The organism is Campylobacter coli LMG 9860 (genome assembly GCF_000254135.1).
In the GTDB taxonomy this organism is placed as follows: domain Bacteria; phylum Campylobacterota; class Campylobacteria; order Campylobacterales; family Campylobacteraceae; genus Campylobacter_D; species Campylobacter_D coli.
Map to the genome: position 1 here is coordinate 83260 of NZ_AINS01000039.1, position 15644 is coordinate 98903.

The 15644-nt window shown below is 31.6% G+C and carries 16 protein-coding genes; 7 read left to right on the forward strand and 9 right to left on the reverse strand.

All coding sequences use genetic code 11. The features are described from left to right. A complete protein-coding gene (kdsA, locus tag CCO88_RS05930) occupies positions 1-813 on the reverse strand; it encodes a 3-deoxy-8-phosphooctulonate synthase (protein ID WP_002778320.1) in 813 nt (270 codons plus the stop codon). After that, positions 810-1742 (reverse strand): DMT family transporter, encoded by a 933-nt coding sequence (locus tag CCO88_RS05935; protein ID WP_002778321.1) that lies wholly within the window; start codon positions 1740-1742, stop codon positions 810-812. Before CCO88_RS05935 ends, kdsA begins: the two co-directional genes overlap by 4 nt. A 115-nt stretch (positions 1743-1857) precedes the next feature. Between CCO88_RS05935 and der the strand changes: the two genes are divergently transcribed. The 5 genes from der to pflB are packed head-to-tail and all read left to right on the forward strand — an operon-like array spanning position 1858 to position 8397. Next, complete coding sequence (der, locus tag CCO88_RS05940) at positions 1858-3240, forward strand: ribosome biogenesis GTPase Der (protein WP_002778322.1); 1383 nt, start codon at positions 1858-1860, stop codon at positions 3238-3240. Further along, the gene (locus CCO88_RS05945) at positions 3230-3724 is read left to right on the forward strand and encodes a shikimate kinase (protein ID WP_002778323.1); all 495 of its coding nucleotides are present in this window, start codon (positions 3230-3232) and stop codon (positions 3722-3724) included. Before der ends, CCO88_RS05945 begins: the two co-directional genes overlap by 11 nt. Then, on the forward strand, positions 3721-4680 hold the full coding sequence (gene trpS, locus CCO88_RS05950) for a tryptophan--tRNA ligase (RefSeq protein ID WP_002799627.1): 960 nt from the start codon (positions 3721-3723) through the stop codon (positions 4678-4680). Before CCO88_RS05945 ends, trpS begins: the two co-directional genes overlap by 4 nt. A gap of 9 nt (positions 4681-4689) precedes the next feature. Continuing rightward, on the forward strand, positions 4690-5925 hold the full coding sequence (gene serS / locus CCO88_RS05955; RefSeq protein ID WP_002778325.1) for a serine--tRNA ligase: 1236 nt from the start codon (positions 4690-4692) through the stop codon (positions 5923-5925). A 9-nt stretch (positions 5926-5934) separates the two neighbouring features. Then, a complete protein-coding gene (pflB, locus tag CCO88_RS05960; RefSeq protein ID WP_002778326.1) occupies positions 5935-8397 on the forward strand; it encodes a motility protein PflB in 2463 nt (820 codons plus the stop codon). Positions 8398-8425: 28 nt separating this feature from the next. Here pflB and CCO88_RS05965 read toward each other — a convergent pair whose 3' ends face one another. The 7 genes from CCO88_RS05965 to CCO88_RS05995 form a co-directional block, all read right to left on the reverse strand. Further along, positions 8426-9052, reverse strand: a complete 627-nt coding sequence (locus CCO88_RS05965) for a hypothetical protein (RefSeq protein WP_002780711.1) — start codon at positions 9050-9052, stop codon at positions 8426-8428. Between the two features lie 91 nt (positions 9053-9143). Continuing rightward, on the reverse strand, positions 9144-10586 hold the full coding sequence (pyk, locus tag CCO88_RS05970; RefSeq protein ID WP_002780713.1) for a pyruvate kinase: 1443 nt from the start codon (positions 10584-10586) through the stop codon (positions 9144-9146). Positions 10587-10637: 51 nt separating this feature from the next. After that, positions 10638-11984 (reverse strand): FAD-dependent oxidoreductase, encoded by a 1347-nt coding sequence (locus CCO88_RS05975; protein WP_002783135.1) that lies wholly within the window; start codon positions 11982-11984, stop codon positions 10638-10640. 126 nt (positions 11985-12110) lie between these two features. Continuing rightward, positions 12111-12740 (reverse strand): type III pantothenate kinase, encoded by a 630-nt coding sequence (locus CCO88_RS05980; RefSeq protein WP_002778333.1) that lies wholly within the window; start codon positions 12738-12740, stop codon positions 12111-12113. Further along, positions 12727-13014, reverse strand: a complete 288-nt coding sequence (locus CCO88_RS05985; RefSeq protein WP_002778340.1) for a hypothetical protein — start codon at positions 13012-13014, stop codon at positions 12727-12729. The genes CCO88_RS05980 and CCO88_RS05985 overlap by 14 nt, the downstream gene beginning before the upstream one ends. Then, positions 13011-14009: a hypothetical protein gene (locus tag CCO88_RS05990; RefSeq protein ID WP_002839713.1), complete on the reverse strand. Its 999-nt coding sequence runs from the start codon at positions 14007-14009 to the stop codon at positions 13011-13013. Before CCO88_RS05990 ends, CCO88_RS05985 begins: the two co-directional genes overlap by 4 nt. Further along, positions 14006-14584 carry a hypothetical protein gene (locus CCO88_RS05995; protein ID WP_002789656.1) on the reverse strand — a complete coding sequence of 193 codons (579 nt, stop codon included), beginning with the start codon at positions 14582-14584 and terminating at the stop codon, positions 14006-14008. Before CCO88_RS05995 ends, CCO88_RS05990 begins: the two co-directional genes overlap by 4 nt. Positions 14585-14715: 131 nt before the next feature. Between CCO88_RS05995 and gatC the strand changes: the two genes are divergently transcribed. After that, entirely contained in the window at positions 14716-15003 is a 288-nt protein-coding gene (gene gatC / locus CCO88_RS06000; protein WP_002778349.1) for an Asp-tRNA(Asn)/Glu-tRNA(Gln) amidotransferase subunit GatC, read from the forward strand. A gap of 80 nt (positions 15004-15083) precedes the next feature. Then, complete coding sequence (locus tag CCO88_RS06005) at positions 15084-15644, forward strand: CvpA family protein (protein ID WP_002778351.1); 561 nt, start codon at positions 15084-15086, stop codon at positions 15642-15644.

Consider the following 15644-nt stretch of genomic DNA (forward strand, 5'->3'; position numbering starts at 1 on the left):
TTATTTTCCTTCAATGATATTTTGAATTTCTAAAAGTGTTTTTACACAAGCTTTAAGACGATTAAGATCAAGCATATTAGGCCCATCGCATAAAGCTTCGCAAGGATTAGTATGTGTTTCAAAGAAAAAGCCATCTACTCCTACAGCTGCTGCTGCTCTTGCTAAAGGCTCTACAAATTCGCTTTTTCCTCCACTACTTCCCCCTGCAGCCCCTGGCATTTGCACACTATGAGTAGCGTCAAATATAACAGGAGCAAATTCACGCATGATAACCAAAGATCTCATATCCACGACTAAATTTCCATAGCCAAAGCTAGCTCCTCTTTCAGCTACAAAAATACCATTTTTATCAGCTACTTCATAGCCTTCTTCTTCTATACCGCGTGTTTGAAGTACTTTTTTGACACTGTATTTAATATCGCTTGGGTTAAGAAATTGCCCTTTTTTAATATTTACTTTCGCCTTTGTTTTGGCTGCTGCGACTAGCAGATCAGTTTGTCTGCATAAAAAAGCAGGAATTTGTAAAACATCAACCACCTCGCTTACGGGTGCTGCTTGCGTGCTTTCGTGTATGTCAGTTAAGATTTTCATACCGAATTCATTTTTTACACTTTGTAAAACTTTCAATCCTTCTTCAAGACCAGGGCCTCTAAAAGAATTAATACTTGTACGATTTGCTTTGTCAAAGCTTGATTTAAAATAAAATTCTATATTTTCATTTTCATTAAATTCTTGTAAATTCTGTGCTACTTTAAAAACCAAATCCTTATTTTCAATGACGCAAGGACCGGCAATGAGTATCATTTTTTTCATTTTTTTCCTTTGTTTTTAACCAAAATTATTCCACCAAAAATAATGCCTATTATACCTAAAAAAACCATAGCACTTGGTAAATCATCACCCAAAATTATACCCACTACCATACTAAAGACTACATCAAGATAGCTTACACCTGCTACAACACCTGCTTGTTTGGCTATGCCATAAGCTTTGGTTACATGAATTTGATAAATAGTGCCCAAGGCTCCCATGACAGCAATGATAAGCCAAGCTGTAAGGCTAGGCATGACAAAAGGTGCTAAAATAAAATCCAAATGCAAAGAATCAAGATGTTTTGGCTCAAAAAATTCAGCACCTATCATAGAGATTAAAGGCATTAAAGCCCCCAAAAGGATAAAAGAAAATGCAATTTGTTCTGTAGTGTAAAATTTTCTAAGCTCTCTTACACTTGTAAGAGCCAAGGCTGCTAAAAATCCACTCATAACACCTATGATAGAATTTTTTAAATCAAAACCCGAATGAGTTGAACTATCCGCCCAAGGTTGCGCAATTAAAAGCACCCCGCTAAATGCGATTAAAATCCCCAGCCATCCCTTGGCTCCGATATTTTCTTTAAAAATAATAAAAGCTATTAAAGTGATGAAAATTGGAGCAGTTTTTTGAAAAGCAAAAGCACCCCCTAGGGTAATATTTGAAACATTGTAAAAAAACATATAAAGCGAAAGTGTTCCTGTTACCCCGCGAAAGACTAAAAGCCAAAAATGTCCTCCTTCTTTGTGAACTTTTGAGCGTTTTAGTAGATAAACTATAAACAATACGCCGATGATATTTCTAAAAAACATAATTTCAATCGAACTCATTTCTTTGCTAAGAATTTTCGCACAAGCTCCCATAAGTGCAAAATCTAAGCACGCTAAAATCATAAAATAAATTCCTAAATTATGTTTGATGACTTTTAGCATCTTTTTTCCTTGATTAAATTATGGTTAATTCTAGTCTTTTTTTGCTTAATATTAAGGCAAATTTTATATAATTTTTTAAAAAAATATACATTAAAAATTTTTATTAGGTAAACAAATGCAAAGCATCATACTTATAGGTAAGCCAAATGTTGGAAAATCAAGTTTATTTAACAGAATGGCAAGGCAAAGAATAGCTATTACAAGTGAAATTTCAGGTACTACAAGAGATACCAATAAAACAGAAGTTTTTATAAATTCGAAAAAAGCCCTATTGATTGATAGTGGTGGTCTTGATGAAAGCAATGAGCTTTTTAAAAATGTTAAAAAAAACACTCTAAAAATTGCAAAACAAAGTGATATTATCCTTTATTTGGTTGATGGAAAACTAAGTCCCGATGATGAAGATAGGCAATTTTTTCATTCTTTAAAAAAATTAGGAAAGCCTATTGCTCTAGTAATCAACAAAGTGGATAATAAAAAAGATGAAGAAAGATCGTGGGAATTTGCTAATTTTGGTGTAAAAGAGGTTTTTAATCTTTCTGTTACTCATAATATAGGGCTAGATGAGCTTTATAATTGGCTTGAGAACTTTTTAGATGAACAATTTTTAATCCCTGATGAGGAAGAAAATTTAGAAGATTTTTTAGAACATTATGAAGAGGGAAAAGAATTTCAGTTTAAAGAACTCGATCAAAATTATATCAGAGTGGGTATAGTAGGGCGTGTTAATGTCGGAAAGTCAAGCCTTTTAAATGCTTTGGTAAAACAAGAGCGCAGTGTGGTGAGTTCTATTGCGGGAACGACAATTGATCCTGTTAATGAAAGCATAGTTTATAAGGATAAAGTGATAGAATTTGTTGATACTGCAGGTATTAGAAAGCGAGGTAAAATTCAAGGGCTTGAGCGTTTTGCATTAAACCGCACAGAAAAGATTTTATCTAATTCTCAAATCGCACTTTTGGTTTTAGATGCCAATGAAGGTTTTAACGAGCTTGATGAAAGGATAGCTGGACTTGCAGCAAAGCATTATTTGGGCGTGATTATTGTATTAAATAAATGGGATAAAACTGAATTTGAATTTGATAAAGTGGTAAAGGAATTAAAACTTGATCGCTTTAAATTTTTAGCTTATGCGCCCGTTGTCAGTGTTTCTGCTTTGAGTGGAAAAAGAGTACATGTTTTATTAGAAAAAATTTTAGAAGTCTTTACTAATTTTACACAAAAAATTCCAACCTCAAAACTTAATGATTTAATCGCAAGTGCGACTAAGGCTCATCCTTTACCGCATGATTATGGAAAATTGGTAAAAATTTATTATGCAGTGCAGTATGATTTAGCACCTCCTAAAATCGCACTTATTATGAATAGACCTAAGGCTTTGCATTTTAGTTATAAGCGTTATTTACAAAATCAAATCAGAAAAGAATTTAACTTTGAAGGTGTTCCTTTAGTCATTGCTTCGCGCAAAAAAGGAAGCAAGGAAAATGATGAAAGTTAAAAATATTATTTTTATTGGTTTTATGGGTAGTGGAAAAAGTACTATAGCTAGAGCTTTGGCTAAGGATTTAGATCTTGTTTTTTTAGATAGTGATGGTTTGATTGAGATGAAATTTGATCAAAAAATCAGTGAAATTTTTAAAGAAAAGGGCGAGGCTTTTTTTAGACAAGAAGAGCAAAAAGTAGCAAATTTTCTTTGCTCTTGTAATGGAGCTTCTATAGCTAGTGGCGGAGGTTTTATACATGTTTTGGATTTTGATAAAATAGGTTTTTGTATTTATTTAAAAGCAAGTTTTGAATATCTAAAAAAGCGTTTAAGCGAGAATGAAATTGCTAAAAGACCTTTATTTTATGATGAAGTTCAAGCAAAAAGATTATATAATGAGCGTCTAAATAAATACGAGCAAAAAGCGAATTTGATTTTAGATGTTGAAAATAAAAGCATTGATGAGCTTGTGATAGAAATAAAAAAGGTGATAAAATGAGAGTATTAACAGGACTTCAGCCAAGTGGAGATTTGCACATAGGTAATTATTTTGGTGCTATAAGGCAAATGGTGGAGGCTCAAGAAAAAAGTGAAATGTTTATGTTTATAGCAAATTATCATGCTATGACTTCAAGTCAAGATGGAAAGAAATTAGAGCAAAATTCACTCAAAGCTGCTGCGGCTTTTTTAAGCCTTGGTATAGATCCTCAAAAAAGCGTTTTTTGGTTGCAAAGTGATGTTAAGGAAGTTATGGAGCTTTATTGGATTTTATCGCAATTTACTCCTATGGGTTTATTAGAGCGTGCGCATAGTTACAAGGATAAAGTTGCTAAGGGGCTTAGTGCTTCACACGGACTTTTTTCTTACCCTGTTTTAATGGCAGCAGATATTTTGCTTTTCGATACTCAACTTGTGCCAGTAGGTAAGGATCAAATTCAGCATGTTGAAATAGCTCGCGATATTGCCTTAAAAGTAAATAATGAATGGGGTGAAATTTTTACCTTGCCCGAAGCCAAGATAAATGAAGAAGTAGCTGTAGTTGTGGGTACCGATGGAGCAAAAATGAGTAAATCTTATCAAAATACTATAGATATTTTTAGCAGTGAAAAAACCTTAAAAAAACAAATTTCTTCCATAGTAACCGATAGTACCGCTTTAGAAGATCCAAAAGATTTTAAAAGCTGCAATGTTTTTAAAATCGCAAAGCTTTTTTTAGATGAATCAGGGCAAAAAGAATTGCAAATACGCTATGAAAAAGGTGGTGAGGGTTATGGACATTTTAAAATGTATTTAAACGAGCTTGTAAATGCTTATTTTAAAGAAGCAAGAGAAAAATACAATGAGCTTTTAGAAAAGCCTTCGCATTTAAAAGAAATTTTAGAATTGGGTGCAAGCAAGGCTAGGAAAATTGCTCAAGAAAAAATGCAAAAAATTTATGAAAAAATAGGACTTTAAGGAGTAAAAATGCTTGATTTGAAAAATTTACAAAATAATTTCGATGAGGTGGCTAAAAAGCTACAAAATAAAAAAGTAGATGAAAATATATTAAAAAATCTTGCCGAGCTTTTTACAAATTTGAAAAAAGAAAAAGCGAGTTTGGAAGAATTTCAAGCTTTTCAGAATAAATTCAGTAAAGAACTAGCCACTGTAGAAGATAAGGAAAGTTTGAAGGCAAAACTCAGTGAAAATAAAATTAAAATCAATGAGCAAAATGCAAAAGTAAATGCTTTGGAAAATGAGTTAGAAACCATTGCTCATGCTATTCCAAATATCCCTGATGAATGCGTTCCTGTGGGTGAAGATGAGGAAGAAAATGTTGAAATAAAAAAAGTTTTAACACCCCCTCAATTTGATTTTACTCCAAAAGAACACCATGATTTAGGAGAGAGTTTAAACTGGCTTGATTTTGTGCGAGGGGTAAAAATTTCACAAAGCCGTTTTTGTGTGCTTAAAAATGAAGGAGCTTTGCTAAGCCGTGCTTTGGTAAATTATATGATAGATTTTAACCGAAGTCGTGGGTTTGAATTTGTAAATGTGCCTTTTTTGGTAAATAGTCCTACGATGTTTGGCACAGGACAGCTTCCTAAATTTAAAGATGATATGTATAAGATAGAGGATGAGGATTTGTATTTAATCTCAACTTCTGAAATTCCTGTGACAAATCTTTATAGTGGAGAAATTTTAACGAGTGAAAGTTTGCCTATTAAAATGACTTGCTATAGTGCTTGTTTTAGAAAAGAAGCAGGAAGTGCAGGGCGTGACACAAGAGGCATTATCCGTCAGCATCAATTTGAAAAAGTAGAGCTTGTGAGCATTACCAAACCTGAACAAAGTGACAGTATTTTTAATGAAATGGTAGAATGTGCAAGTGATTTACTCAGCTCTTTAGGTTTAGCTCATAGACATTTGATGCTTTGTACCGGAGATCTAGGTTTTAGCGCGGCAAAGACTATAGATCTTGAGGTATGGATACCATCGCAAAATAAATATCGCGAAATCAGTTCTGTTTCTAATTGTCGTGATTTTCAAGCAAGGCGTGCAAAAATTCGCTATAAAAATGAAAAAGGGAAAAATGAATTAGTTCATACTTTAAATGGCTCTTCTTTAGCAGTAGGTAGAACTTTGGTTGCTATTATGGAAAATTATCAAGATAAAGAGGGTAGAATTCAAATTCCTGATGTATTGAAAAAATATTTTTAAAGAGTATAAATGGCAGATAAAGAAGATATAGTTCTTGAAAAACCCGAAGATACTTTAAATGAACCAAGACTTGATGAAAGTTTGGGTGAATTTAAAGGGCAGGAAGGTCAGGCTCCTGAGGATGAAGAATTTGCATCTTTACCAGAGGAATTGCCTAGGGAAAATAGTGATGGCGGTTTTAAATTTACAAGAGAAAGCGCACCGGAGGAATCATCGACTTTTGAAGAGGTGAAAGAAGATGAGCCTACTCCGTGGTATAAAGATCGTAAATTTATGTCTCTTGTGGGCTTGTCTTTGGGAATCATTTGTATTTTGGTATTTACTTTATTTTATTTAACTTTTAATGAAGGGAAGGTTAAGCCCGATATTATCGCATCAAAGCCTATTGAACAGCCTGTGGTTATGCCTGATGAATCCTATAATTATAATGATATGACAAGAGTTGATGGGATGATACAAAAGGCAAATGCGCTTTATTTAAAGGGTGAAGTGGAGCAAGCTTTGAAGGTTTATGAGCAAATTGCCGTTTATAATGAATCTTTGTCTAATTATAACCTAGGGGTTTCTCAAATGAATGAGGGTAAATTTGATGAAGCCTTTGATAGTTTTAAAAAGGCAATAGCTAATGGAGAAAATCAAAGTGTGGCAGCTATTAATGCTGCTGTTTGCGCTTTAAAGCTTAATGATAAGGAAAAATTTAAATATTATATAGATTTAGCGCAAGTTTATCTTCCTAAAGAAGGAAAATCTAAATTGTATGATTATTATTTGGCTTTAATTAATTATTATAAGGGTTATTATCCCGAAGCTTTGCAAATGCTTCAACGCGTAAATTCGGAACCTTACACAGATGTAGCTAAATATTTATCCGCTAAAATTTATGCAAAGATGGATTTTGATGCAAAATCTGTTCAACAATTAAATACTCAAGGAAGTTTTGAACCTAGCCTTTCTTTGGGACTTTTATATGCAAGAATGGGAGAATACGATAAGGCTAAAATAGCCTTAAATACTGCAATGAAGATCGAAAGAGATTTCAATCAAAGTCTTTCAGCTTTAACTTTAGTTGATATTAAAACAGGAGATTTTCAAGATATGTTATTGCGTTTGCAGGATACATATAGAAATGATGAAGATAAGTATAAAATTTTAGATAGATATAAGATCAAAGTTCGTTTAAATAAAGAACTCTTCAATATAGCCATAGCGCAGAGAAATTTTTCCAATGACATCCTAAAAAAACAAAAAGATCAGTTTGATTTACTTTTTTATTTTGCGCCTTATCAAGTTTTTGACTCAAAACAAGCATCACTTTATATAAAAAAAGCCAATATTACAAATTTTGTAGATGATAGTTCAGATGGTCAAAGCTATTTGGCTAGGAGTCAAGCCTTATCTTCAACTAATGTAAAAATTTCTAACATTATCAATGATGCATTAAATCAAAAATTAAGACTTGCAAATAAAGAATTCCAAGCTTTATTGGAAGATTATCCTGAACATAGTATTTTACAATACAATCTTGCTTTAACTTATGCACAAATGCAAAATTATGAACTTGCTTATAAGCATTTTTCTAGCTCTTATCATTTAAATCCTAAAAATTATTTAGCCGGTGCTTTTGCGATGTTTTGCGGAAAATTAAGTGATAATGATACAACCAAACTTTATCATGAAATTCTTGATAATATTGCAGCAGATTCAAATTTTAAAGCCAATATGCAAAAAAATATGCTATTTTTAGCTAATGGTGATTATATTTCTATGTTGCCTTATTTGGATGAGAATGGACAAAAAACACCCTTAAATCTTATTTTTGAAACTATTATTGCAAAAAATAATAATCTTAACAATCAAGTAGATGTAAGAATTGCCAAATTAAGATCAGAACTTCCGCAAGATATTGTGGCAAATATTTTGTATTTTAATTCTTTAAATTCGAATTTGAATATTAAAGAATATGCTCAAAATGCCCAAATTCATTTTAAGAATTTGCAAGTTGATTACCGCAGTGTTTTTGGAGGTTCAAATATTGCTAGGGAATTGTATGTTAATTTAATGCATATTGCAGGATTGTTAAATTTAGAAAGACAAAAATTTAAAACCTTGATTAATACCTCTAAGGTTAAAGATGAGGGTATGATACAAACTTTAGCTTATTTGGATATTTTTGCGCAGCAGTATGAGGAATCTTATGCTTTGTATAATACTCTAATCGATGAATATGGAGCAAAGGATTCTAGGACTTTGTTTTTAGCTTCTGTAGCTGCTGTGGGTGCGAATAATCCAAACTCAGCCATTGCTCTTTTGCAACTTTCAAAACTCACAGATAAGAATAATAAAGAAAGTAAGGTAGCTTTAGGTTTGCTTTATCAAGAAGTAGGTAATTACGAAGCGGCAATGACGCAGTATAGAACTTTGCCTAATGATTTTAAGAGTGAATTTTTTACTTTTGATATTAAAAATCAATAAGGTGCTTGGTATAGTCCAAACACCTTTGTCATGCTTTAAGGTCTAAAGTTTTTCCACCAAGTTCATCGATACGATCGCTAACTTTTTTTATTGTAGCTTCGATTGTATCTTGGCTGATTTGAGGAAGCTCTCCGCCCCAAATTTTTTCTGCTTGCTCAAACCCTTGTTTTATACCTTCTAGTCCCTTTTTAAGCTTTTCAACATCGTTTCCAGCACCTTTGATGACAAAATCAGCAATGCGATTTGCTGTATTGTCAATACCAAAAAATCCCTCTTCACTGATGAGCTGATTGAGTTCATCAGTATTCATTGTAAGTGGATTTTTTCCATTATAACCTAAAGACGCAAAGTCAATATCTGAAAGCATAGACTTTACAGAATTTAAATCATTGCCTCCCAAAAGATCATTAATTCCAGCTTGAGCATTGCTTGTGTTTAAAACAGTACTCATGGTTTGTTGCTGAAATTGCACAAGATAAATTTGACTAATACCCTTACCGCCAAGTGCATTGAGTTTGTCTAGGATATCTTGATTTGAATTGGCACTTTGAACATTTGTGTCTTTTGTATTCTCTGTAGCGTTACCATCTGCCTTCTTATTGCTAACTTGAGCTTGTGCCATACTAGCGACATTTGAAAAAGTATTGATTTGCATTTCTGCTCCTTTTTATAATGAGGCTAATTGTATATCGACTATTTTTAATTAAATTTTAGAAGTGGATTTAAATAGACTTAAAAATTTAAGTCTATTTAAGATAGTAAGCAATTTGCTCTTTTGCAAGTATGCGTATAAGATTGCTTGTGCCTTCTACTCCAGTTGGAAAGCCTGCAGTGAGCAAATAACACTTCTCTTTATTCATAAAACCTTTTTCAACGCTAGATTTTACAGAATCTCTAAGTAAATCCGTTAAATCCTCGCTTTTGTTAACCAAAATGGCAGGATTGACACCCCAAACTATACTTAAAGAATTCAATGTTTTTTCAGAATGAGCCACTGCTATAATCTCCATATCTGGACGATATCTTGAAATTTTAATAGCGGATTTTCCACTACTAGTCAAGGAAAAAATAGCATCAGCATTAAGATCTGTTGCAAGATGGGCTGAAGAGCGCATGATTTTATCTGTATTGTCAAGATTTTCAAATTCATTAAATTTGTTATAAGGATAGCGCTTTTCAGTTTCTATGATGGTTTGACACATGACATCAACTGCATTGGCTGGATCTATACCTACTGCACTTTCTTCGCTAAGCATTACAGCATCTGTCCCATCTAAAACAGCATTAGCAACATCTGAAATTTCGGCTCTTGTAGCAGTTTTGCTTTTTGCAAGAGAAAAAAGCATTTGTGTAGCTGTTATAACAGGTTTTGAAGCATTATTGGCTTTGTGAATAATTGCTTTTTGTATATTAGGTACTTTATAGTAAGGAACTTCTATACCAAGATCTCCACGCGCGACCATTATACCATCACTAGATGCTATAATTTCATCTATATTTTCAACTGCGTCAAATTTTTCTATTTTTGCAAATATAGAAATTTTAGCATTATTTTGAGCTAAAATTTCACGAACTTCATCAATATCATGAGCATTTTGAACAAAAGAAATAGCTAGGAAATCTACTTCATTTTCTATACCCCAAAGTAAGTCTTTTTTATCTTTTTGTGTGATAACATCAATATTGATTTTAGTATTTGGAAAATTAATACCCTTGTTTGAATTTAAAAAACCATCATTTTCTATGAGAGTTTCAATTTTTTCACTATCTTTAGCAGTCACTTTTGCCCTGATTGAACCATCATATAAATAGACATATTCGTCTAATTTTAGCATATTTAAAATTTCGCTTTGATTGATGCTAAGTTTATAATGATTTGGAGCAATTTGTTCGCCTATGATTTTTTCATAATAAAAATCAAGTCTATCACCTTTTTTAAGCTCAAAAGGAGTTTTCAGCTCTCCTGTGCGAATTTTTGGCCCGCTTATATCTTGTAAAATTCCTACGCGAGTGTTAAGTTCTCTTGAAACTTTGCGTATGGTTTCAAGATTGTTTTTGTGGTATTCATGTGTTCCATGAGAGAAATTTAAACGAAAAACATTTACGCCATTGATTATCATCTGGCGTAAAACATCTTCCTTTTCGCTTGCTGGCCCAACTGTAGCTACAATTTTAGTTTTTTTTAGCACGCTGTTCTCCTTTTTTTGTTTAATTATAATCAAACTTTGGAAACAAAAAGACTACAATAATTCTGAAGCAAATTTATCCTCATCAAATTTAGCTCCTAAATACTCGCACATAAGCTTAGCATCTCTTTCAGCATTGCCTAAACAGCTTGTTGCTCCAGGACTTGGAGTCATATTAAAAATAATTCCGGGAGTTTCGGTAATGCTTGCTTCACCTAGCATTAATTCTCCTCTAGTTTTATCAATGACTTGAGGACGCACTCCCCCAAAGCCTTTTGCATAATAAATATCACTTGTTTTTAAGCTAGGGACTATTTTTTTGGCATCTTTTACAAATAAACCTTTATCAATAAAAGGTAATTCAAAAAGATAGTTATAAAGTATATAATTTCTAATCGTTGGATCTTTAAACATACTAAAAGTAACCTTTAAGACGGTTTTGTCAAGTTTTAAGGCTTCAAAGAATTCAGGGACAGATTTTAAACCATGGTAGCGTTCAAGTTTTGGAATAACTAGGGCAGTAGGGCCAAAACGAGTATTCATATCTGCAAGCAAGTCAGGATCTCCATGAAGAGCTGCAAAAGGTAGTTTTGGATTTTGCACCATATAGACTTTACCATTGAGTAGTTTTTGTTTGGTTAAATAAAAGCTTCCCGCTACAGGCCAACAAGATTTATCCATACCCAAATTCATTTTATGTGCTAGATACAAAGAATGTGCACCAGCATTTACAACTACAGCCTTAGAACAGTATTCTTGATAAGTGTTTGTTTTCAAGATAAAAATATCATCTTTTTTCTCTATATGAACAATTTCTTGATTGAAAGCTACAAAGGTATTTTTGCCTTGTTTTTGTCCTTGTTCAACCAAACTTGCACTCATTTTTCCAAAATCTACTGTAGTAAAAACTTCTCCAGCTTCGACTCCCATAGCACAGATATTTTCAGGTCTATCATCTCTGCCATTTTCTCCAAGAGCTACTTTAGGCTCAATTTGTTTAATTTTATCTTTATTAAAAAATTTCATATAAGGATAAAGTTCGCCAAATTCTTCATGGCGTTTTTTCATGTATTCGCATTCTGAATCACCAACAGCCAAGGCCATTTTTTGATGAGAAAACATAAATTGATTTTGAGCATTTTGCAAAAGCCCGTATTTTACTATCATATCAGCAGTTCTTTTAACTTTTTTAGCTTTTTCTAGAGTATAGTTTGTTTCGATATCTCCACAATGAATAGTTTGAGAATTGCTTGTTCCTTTAGAATTTAATGTTGCAGGAGCATGATATTTTTCTATTAAAGCAATATTTTTAATATCAGTATATCTTGCAAGCTCGTAAAATAGAGCTGCTCCAGAAATTCCTGCTCCGATGACAATTACATCGAATTCTTGTTGAGTCATTTTTTTTCCTTTTTTTGCTTCTAGTAAAGTTAATTTTTCTAAATAAAAGTGTAATCCAATTTATTTTATAAAAAGTTAAATTTGATTGAAGAATATACAGAATGAGAATTTTTGTAACATTACAAATTAAAAAAGTAGATTCGGATTTTCTTGTATAATCTTCTTCATTCCTCTAAAGATGAGAAGTTTATCGTAAATAGCATAATCAAAATAATTTGCTAAAAACTGCCCATCTCCACCTGTAAAATAAAGTTTTTTATTTTGCGCAGCATCTTTTATAAGCAAATAAATACTTTTAAACACTCCATAACTTAGAGCATCGCTTGTTTTTTGCGGGAAGGCATCAAGACTGATTTGGGTATTAAACTCATGTTTTAATCTAGGAGAAATATGAGCATAAATTTTTCTATAATTAGCAATACCCGGTAAGATGAAACCTCCTAAATGTATGGAATTTGATACTATATCTACCGTAATTGCACTGCCAGCATCTACCACAACTCCATCTTCTATAGTGTAACAAGCTGCGATTCGATCTACACCCAAGCCTTGATAAATGGTATCAAATACAAAATAAGGCTCAAGATTTATAAAGTTTTTGCGTGCTTTTAAATGTTCTTTAATGTGCTCATTAACATTGATATAAAAAATTTTTTGTTCACTTTTAAATTCTAAAAATTGTTCTATATTAAGGGTAAAAAATTTATTATCATCTAAAAAACTAGCATTGGAATTGCCAATATCACAAAATAGCATGAATATGAAATCCTTTTTCTTCAAGGTAATGTTTTGCCTTTGAGCACAGAGGGCTTTTAGTAAAAAAATATTTGTATTTTAGATCAAAATCATTGGCTAAGTTGTTTATAAATATAGCATCTTTGTTGATAAATCTTGCTTTTCCTGTGTATATTAAAAGTAAATTTTCATCATTCAAAGCACAAAGATAAGTTTTCTTTTTTGTTAAATTTGTTAAATCAAAAGGTTTTAAATTCAGCTTTAAAACCTTCATTGCTTCATTTAAAATATTCATAATAAATCTAAAATTTTATCTCCATAATAAAACTTTCCATTGCCCATAAAAGATATTTTTTCAACTGCGTTTGGAAGTTCAAAGATTTGAATATTTTCAAGATTGAGATCACATTTGATTAAATAGCCTGTTTTCTCAAAAGCGTAAAGATGGTCATTGTGTATGCTAACTTTTGTAAAGATAGCAAAATCAAATTTTTTCTCTGTGATTTTTCTTAGATTATAGTCTGTTTTTATGATGTTGCCATTTTTTTCTAATATAAATAGCGCATTGCTATCTAGTGCAATATCTTTAATATCAGCATCCAAGTAAAGAGTTCTAGCAGGGCTTACTACTATAACTTTTTTAGCTGTTGCAGCTATCATTTTATCATCATTTATATCAAGGTGAATGACATTGTTAAAAAAACTTTCTGCTGAAATCACAACATCTTTGACAACTTCAAAAGTATTTTTTGATACGATTGTAATTTTCCCATCTAAAGTTGGATAAATAATGATATTGTCTAAAAAGATAGGATTTGCAACGCGACTATCTTGTGCGGGTGCAGGTGTTAGGTTTTGGCTGAATTTTATACCTAGGGAGCGATTGGCTAAAACAATGCTATTGTTTGCTAAAACAAGTGCTAAATCATCTCCATGTAAAGCTACTCCAAGAACTGCAGCATCAAATTTGTAAGAATAAACTTCATCATGAGAACTATTGTAAATTTTTAAATTTCCATTATCATCTGCTTCGATAAATTCACCCTCTTGATATGCTAAAAGTATATAGCCCTTATCTAGTTTAAAATCTTCAATTGTTGCATCATTTTTTAAAATTACTTGATTGTTTTTGAGTTTTGCCGAAATTGTATTCCAATCCACAATACTAGATTTTAAGCTATCGTTAGAACTTAGCTTTCCATCGGTTTGTGAAGGTTCAAAGTATTGTCTTTTAGTTCCACAAGCGCAAAGAAAAATAAGACAAAATGAGATTAAAAAAAACTGTCTCATCGGGAAATGCCTTGATAGTGTTTTAGATTTTTAGCAATCTGGCTTAGGGCTGAGTCATCTTTAATTTGAGAAAGTAAAATATTAGCTTGTTCGATTTTTCCCTCTCCTAAAAGTCTATAAGCTTGTAAAATTTTATCGTAATTTTTTAAAAATATCGATTTTTCTCCTAGAGGAAGAGAAATAATATTTTTAAGCAAATGATTTGCATCAGAATTGCTACTTAAGCTTTGCAACTGACTTTTAATCTCGGTATTGTTGATATCTTTTGCTAATTCTTTCATTAGAAAAATTGCATAAAGATTAGCATTTTTATTTTTAAGTTGTTCAAGAAGTGCTTGATCGTTTGGGTTGTTTAATAAACTTGTGTAAATTTTATTGCTTTCTTCGATATTGTATTGTTCGATTTTACCACTGATAAAGCTTATAGCAAACCAAATAATCAAAATTGCTATAAGTGCAAATATATATAATTTATATTTTTTTATAAATCTCTCACCTTTGATAAAATTTTCAATGAATTGTTCTTCGGTATTGATTTCTGCTTTTACGGCTTTTAAATTATCTTTTAATCCCAAAATTTATCCTTGTAATTTTTAATTTTAAAAAACTGCAGTATTGTATCATATAAATTACAAAATATCCTAAACAATTTAAAGCTTTTTATGATATAATTTTAAAAATTGACTTTATTTTAGTAAGGTTTAAGATGCAAATAGATGAAAAATTGCTTAGCAAGCTTGAAAAACTAAGTGCTTTACAAATTGAAGAAGAAAAAAGAAGTGAAGTGATTTGCGAACTTAGTGAGATTGTGAATTTTGTTGAGAAGTTAAATGAATTAGATTTAAGTTCTTCAGAAGTTACAATCAGCACCATTAAAGGTGGAGCACCTTTTAGAAGTGATAGTGTTAATAGTAGCAATGTAGTAGAAACGGTTTTAAATCATGCCCCAAAAAGCAATGATCATTTTTTCATTGTTCCTAAAATCATTGAGTGATTAATCTAGTGTTTGGTTCTTGTTTGTATAATTTATAATTTTAAGTGATTTTTAAATGCTTTGGTAAGGTGAATTAAAATATGGAATTTTACTGGTTTGATGCTTTTATTTTAGGTTTTACTCTACTTTTAGGTCTTAAGGGTATTGTAAGTGGTTTGATTAAAGAAGTATTTGGTTTGCTCGGGATTATCGGTGGTGTTTTTATTGCTTCAAAATACGCTTCGCAAGCTGCAGAATTTATTCAAAATACTTTCTATAAGATAGAAAATCAAAGTTTGGCTAATTTTGCAGGATTTTTAGCAATTTTAATTATTTTTTGGATAATTTGTCTCGTGCTTGGCAATTTTATTTCTAAATTGGTTAAATTAAGCGGTTTGGGATTTTTAGATCGTTTGGGAGGGTTTATTTTTGGAGGTGCAAAAGTATTTTTAATTTTTGCAATTTTAGTTTTTTGTGTGGCGCGTATTGATTTTTTAAATGATAAATTAAATCAATTTGCCCAAAATAGTTTTACTTTAACTCCTCTTAAAAATATAGGATCATTTATAATGAATCAGTCTCTAACAACAAGTAGTTTGGGTCAAATTGATCAAAATTTGCAAGATATTAGAGATGATTTAAGTACTACTCAAGGAGAATAA

Bases quoted from the DNA above. Each gene is read 5' to 3' on its own strand.
- CCO88_RS05935 (WP_002778321.1), bottom strand. From the start codon at position 1,742: ATGCTAAAAGTCATCAAACATAATTTAGGAATTTATTTTATGATTTTA.
- gatC (WP_002778349.1), top strand. From the start codon at position 14,716: ATGCAAATAGATGAAAAATTGCTTAGCAAGCTTGAAAAACTAAGTGCT.
- CCO88_RS05985 (WP_002778340.1), bottom strand. From the start codon at position 13,014: ATGAATATTTTAAATGAAGCAATGAAGGTTTTAAAGCTGAATTTAAAA.
- serS (WP_002778325.1), top strand. From the start codon at position 4,690: ATGCTTGATTTGAAAAATTTACAAAATAATTTCGATGAGGTGGCTAAA.
- kdsA (WP_002778320.1), bottom strand. From the start codon at position 813: ATGAAAAAAATGATACTCATTGCCGGTCCTTGCGTCATTGAAAATAAG.
- trpS (WP_002799627.1), top strand. From the start codon at position 3,721: ATGAGAGTATTAACAGGACTTCAGCCAAGTGGAGATTTGCACATAGGT.
- CCO88_RS05965 (WP_002780711.1), bottom strand. From the start codon at position 9,052: ATGCAAATCAATACTTTTTCAAATGTCGCTAGTATGGCACAAGCTCAA.
- CCO88_RS05975 (WP_002783135.1), bottom strand. From the start codon at position 11,984: ATGACTCAACAAGAATTCGATGTAATTGTCATCGGAGCAGGAATTTCT.
- der (WP_002778322.1), top strand. From the start codon at position 1,858: ATGCAAAGCATCATACTTATAGGTAAGCCAAATGTTGGAAAATCAAGT.
- CCO88_RS06005 (WP_002778351.1), top strand. From the start codon at position 15,084: ATGGAATTTTACTGGTTTGATGCTTTTATTTTAGGTTTTACTCTACTT.
- CCO88_RS05980 (WP_002778333.1), bottom strand. From the start codon at position 12,740: ATGCTATTTTGTGATATTGGCAATTCCAATGCTAGTTTTTTAGATGAT.
- CCO88_RS05990 (WP_002839713.1), bottom strand. From the start codon at position 14,009: ATGAGACAGTTTTTTTTAATCTCATTTTGTCTTATTTTTCTTTGCGCT.
- CCO88_RS05945 (WP_002778323.1), top strand. From the start codon at position 3,230: ATGAAAGTTAAAAATATTATTTTTATTGGTTTTATGGGTAGTGGAAAA.
- pflB (WP_002778326.1), top strand. From the start codon at position 5,935: ATGGCAGATAAAGAAGATATAGTTCTTGAAAAACCCGAAGATACTTTA.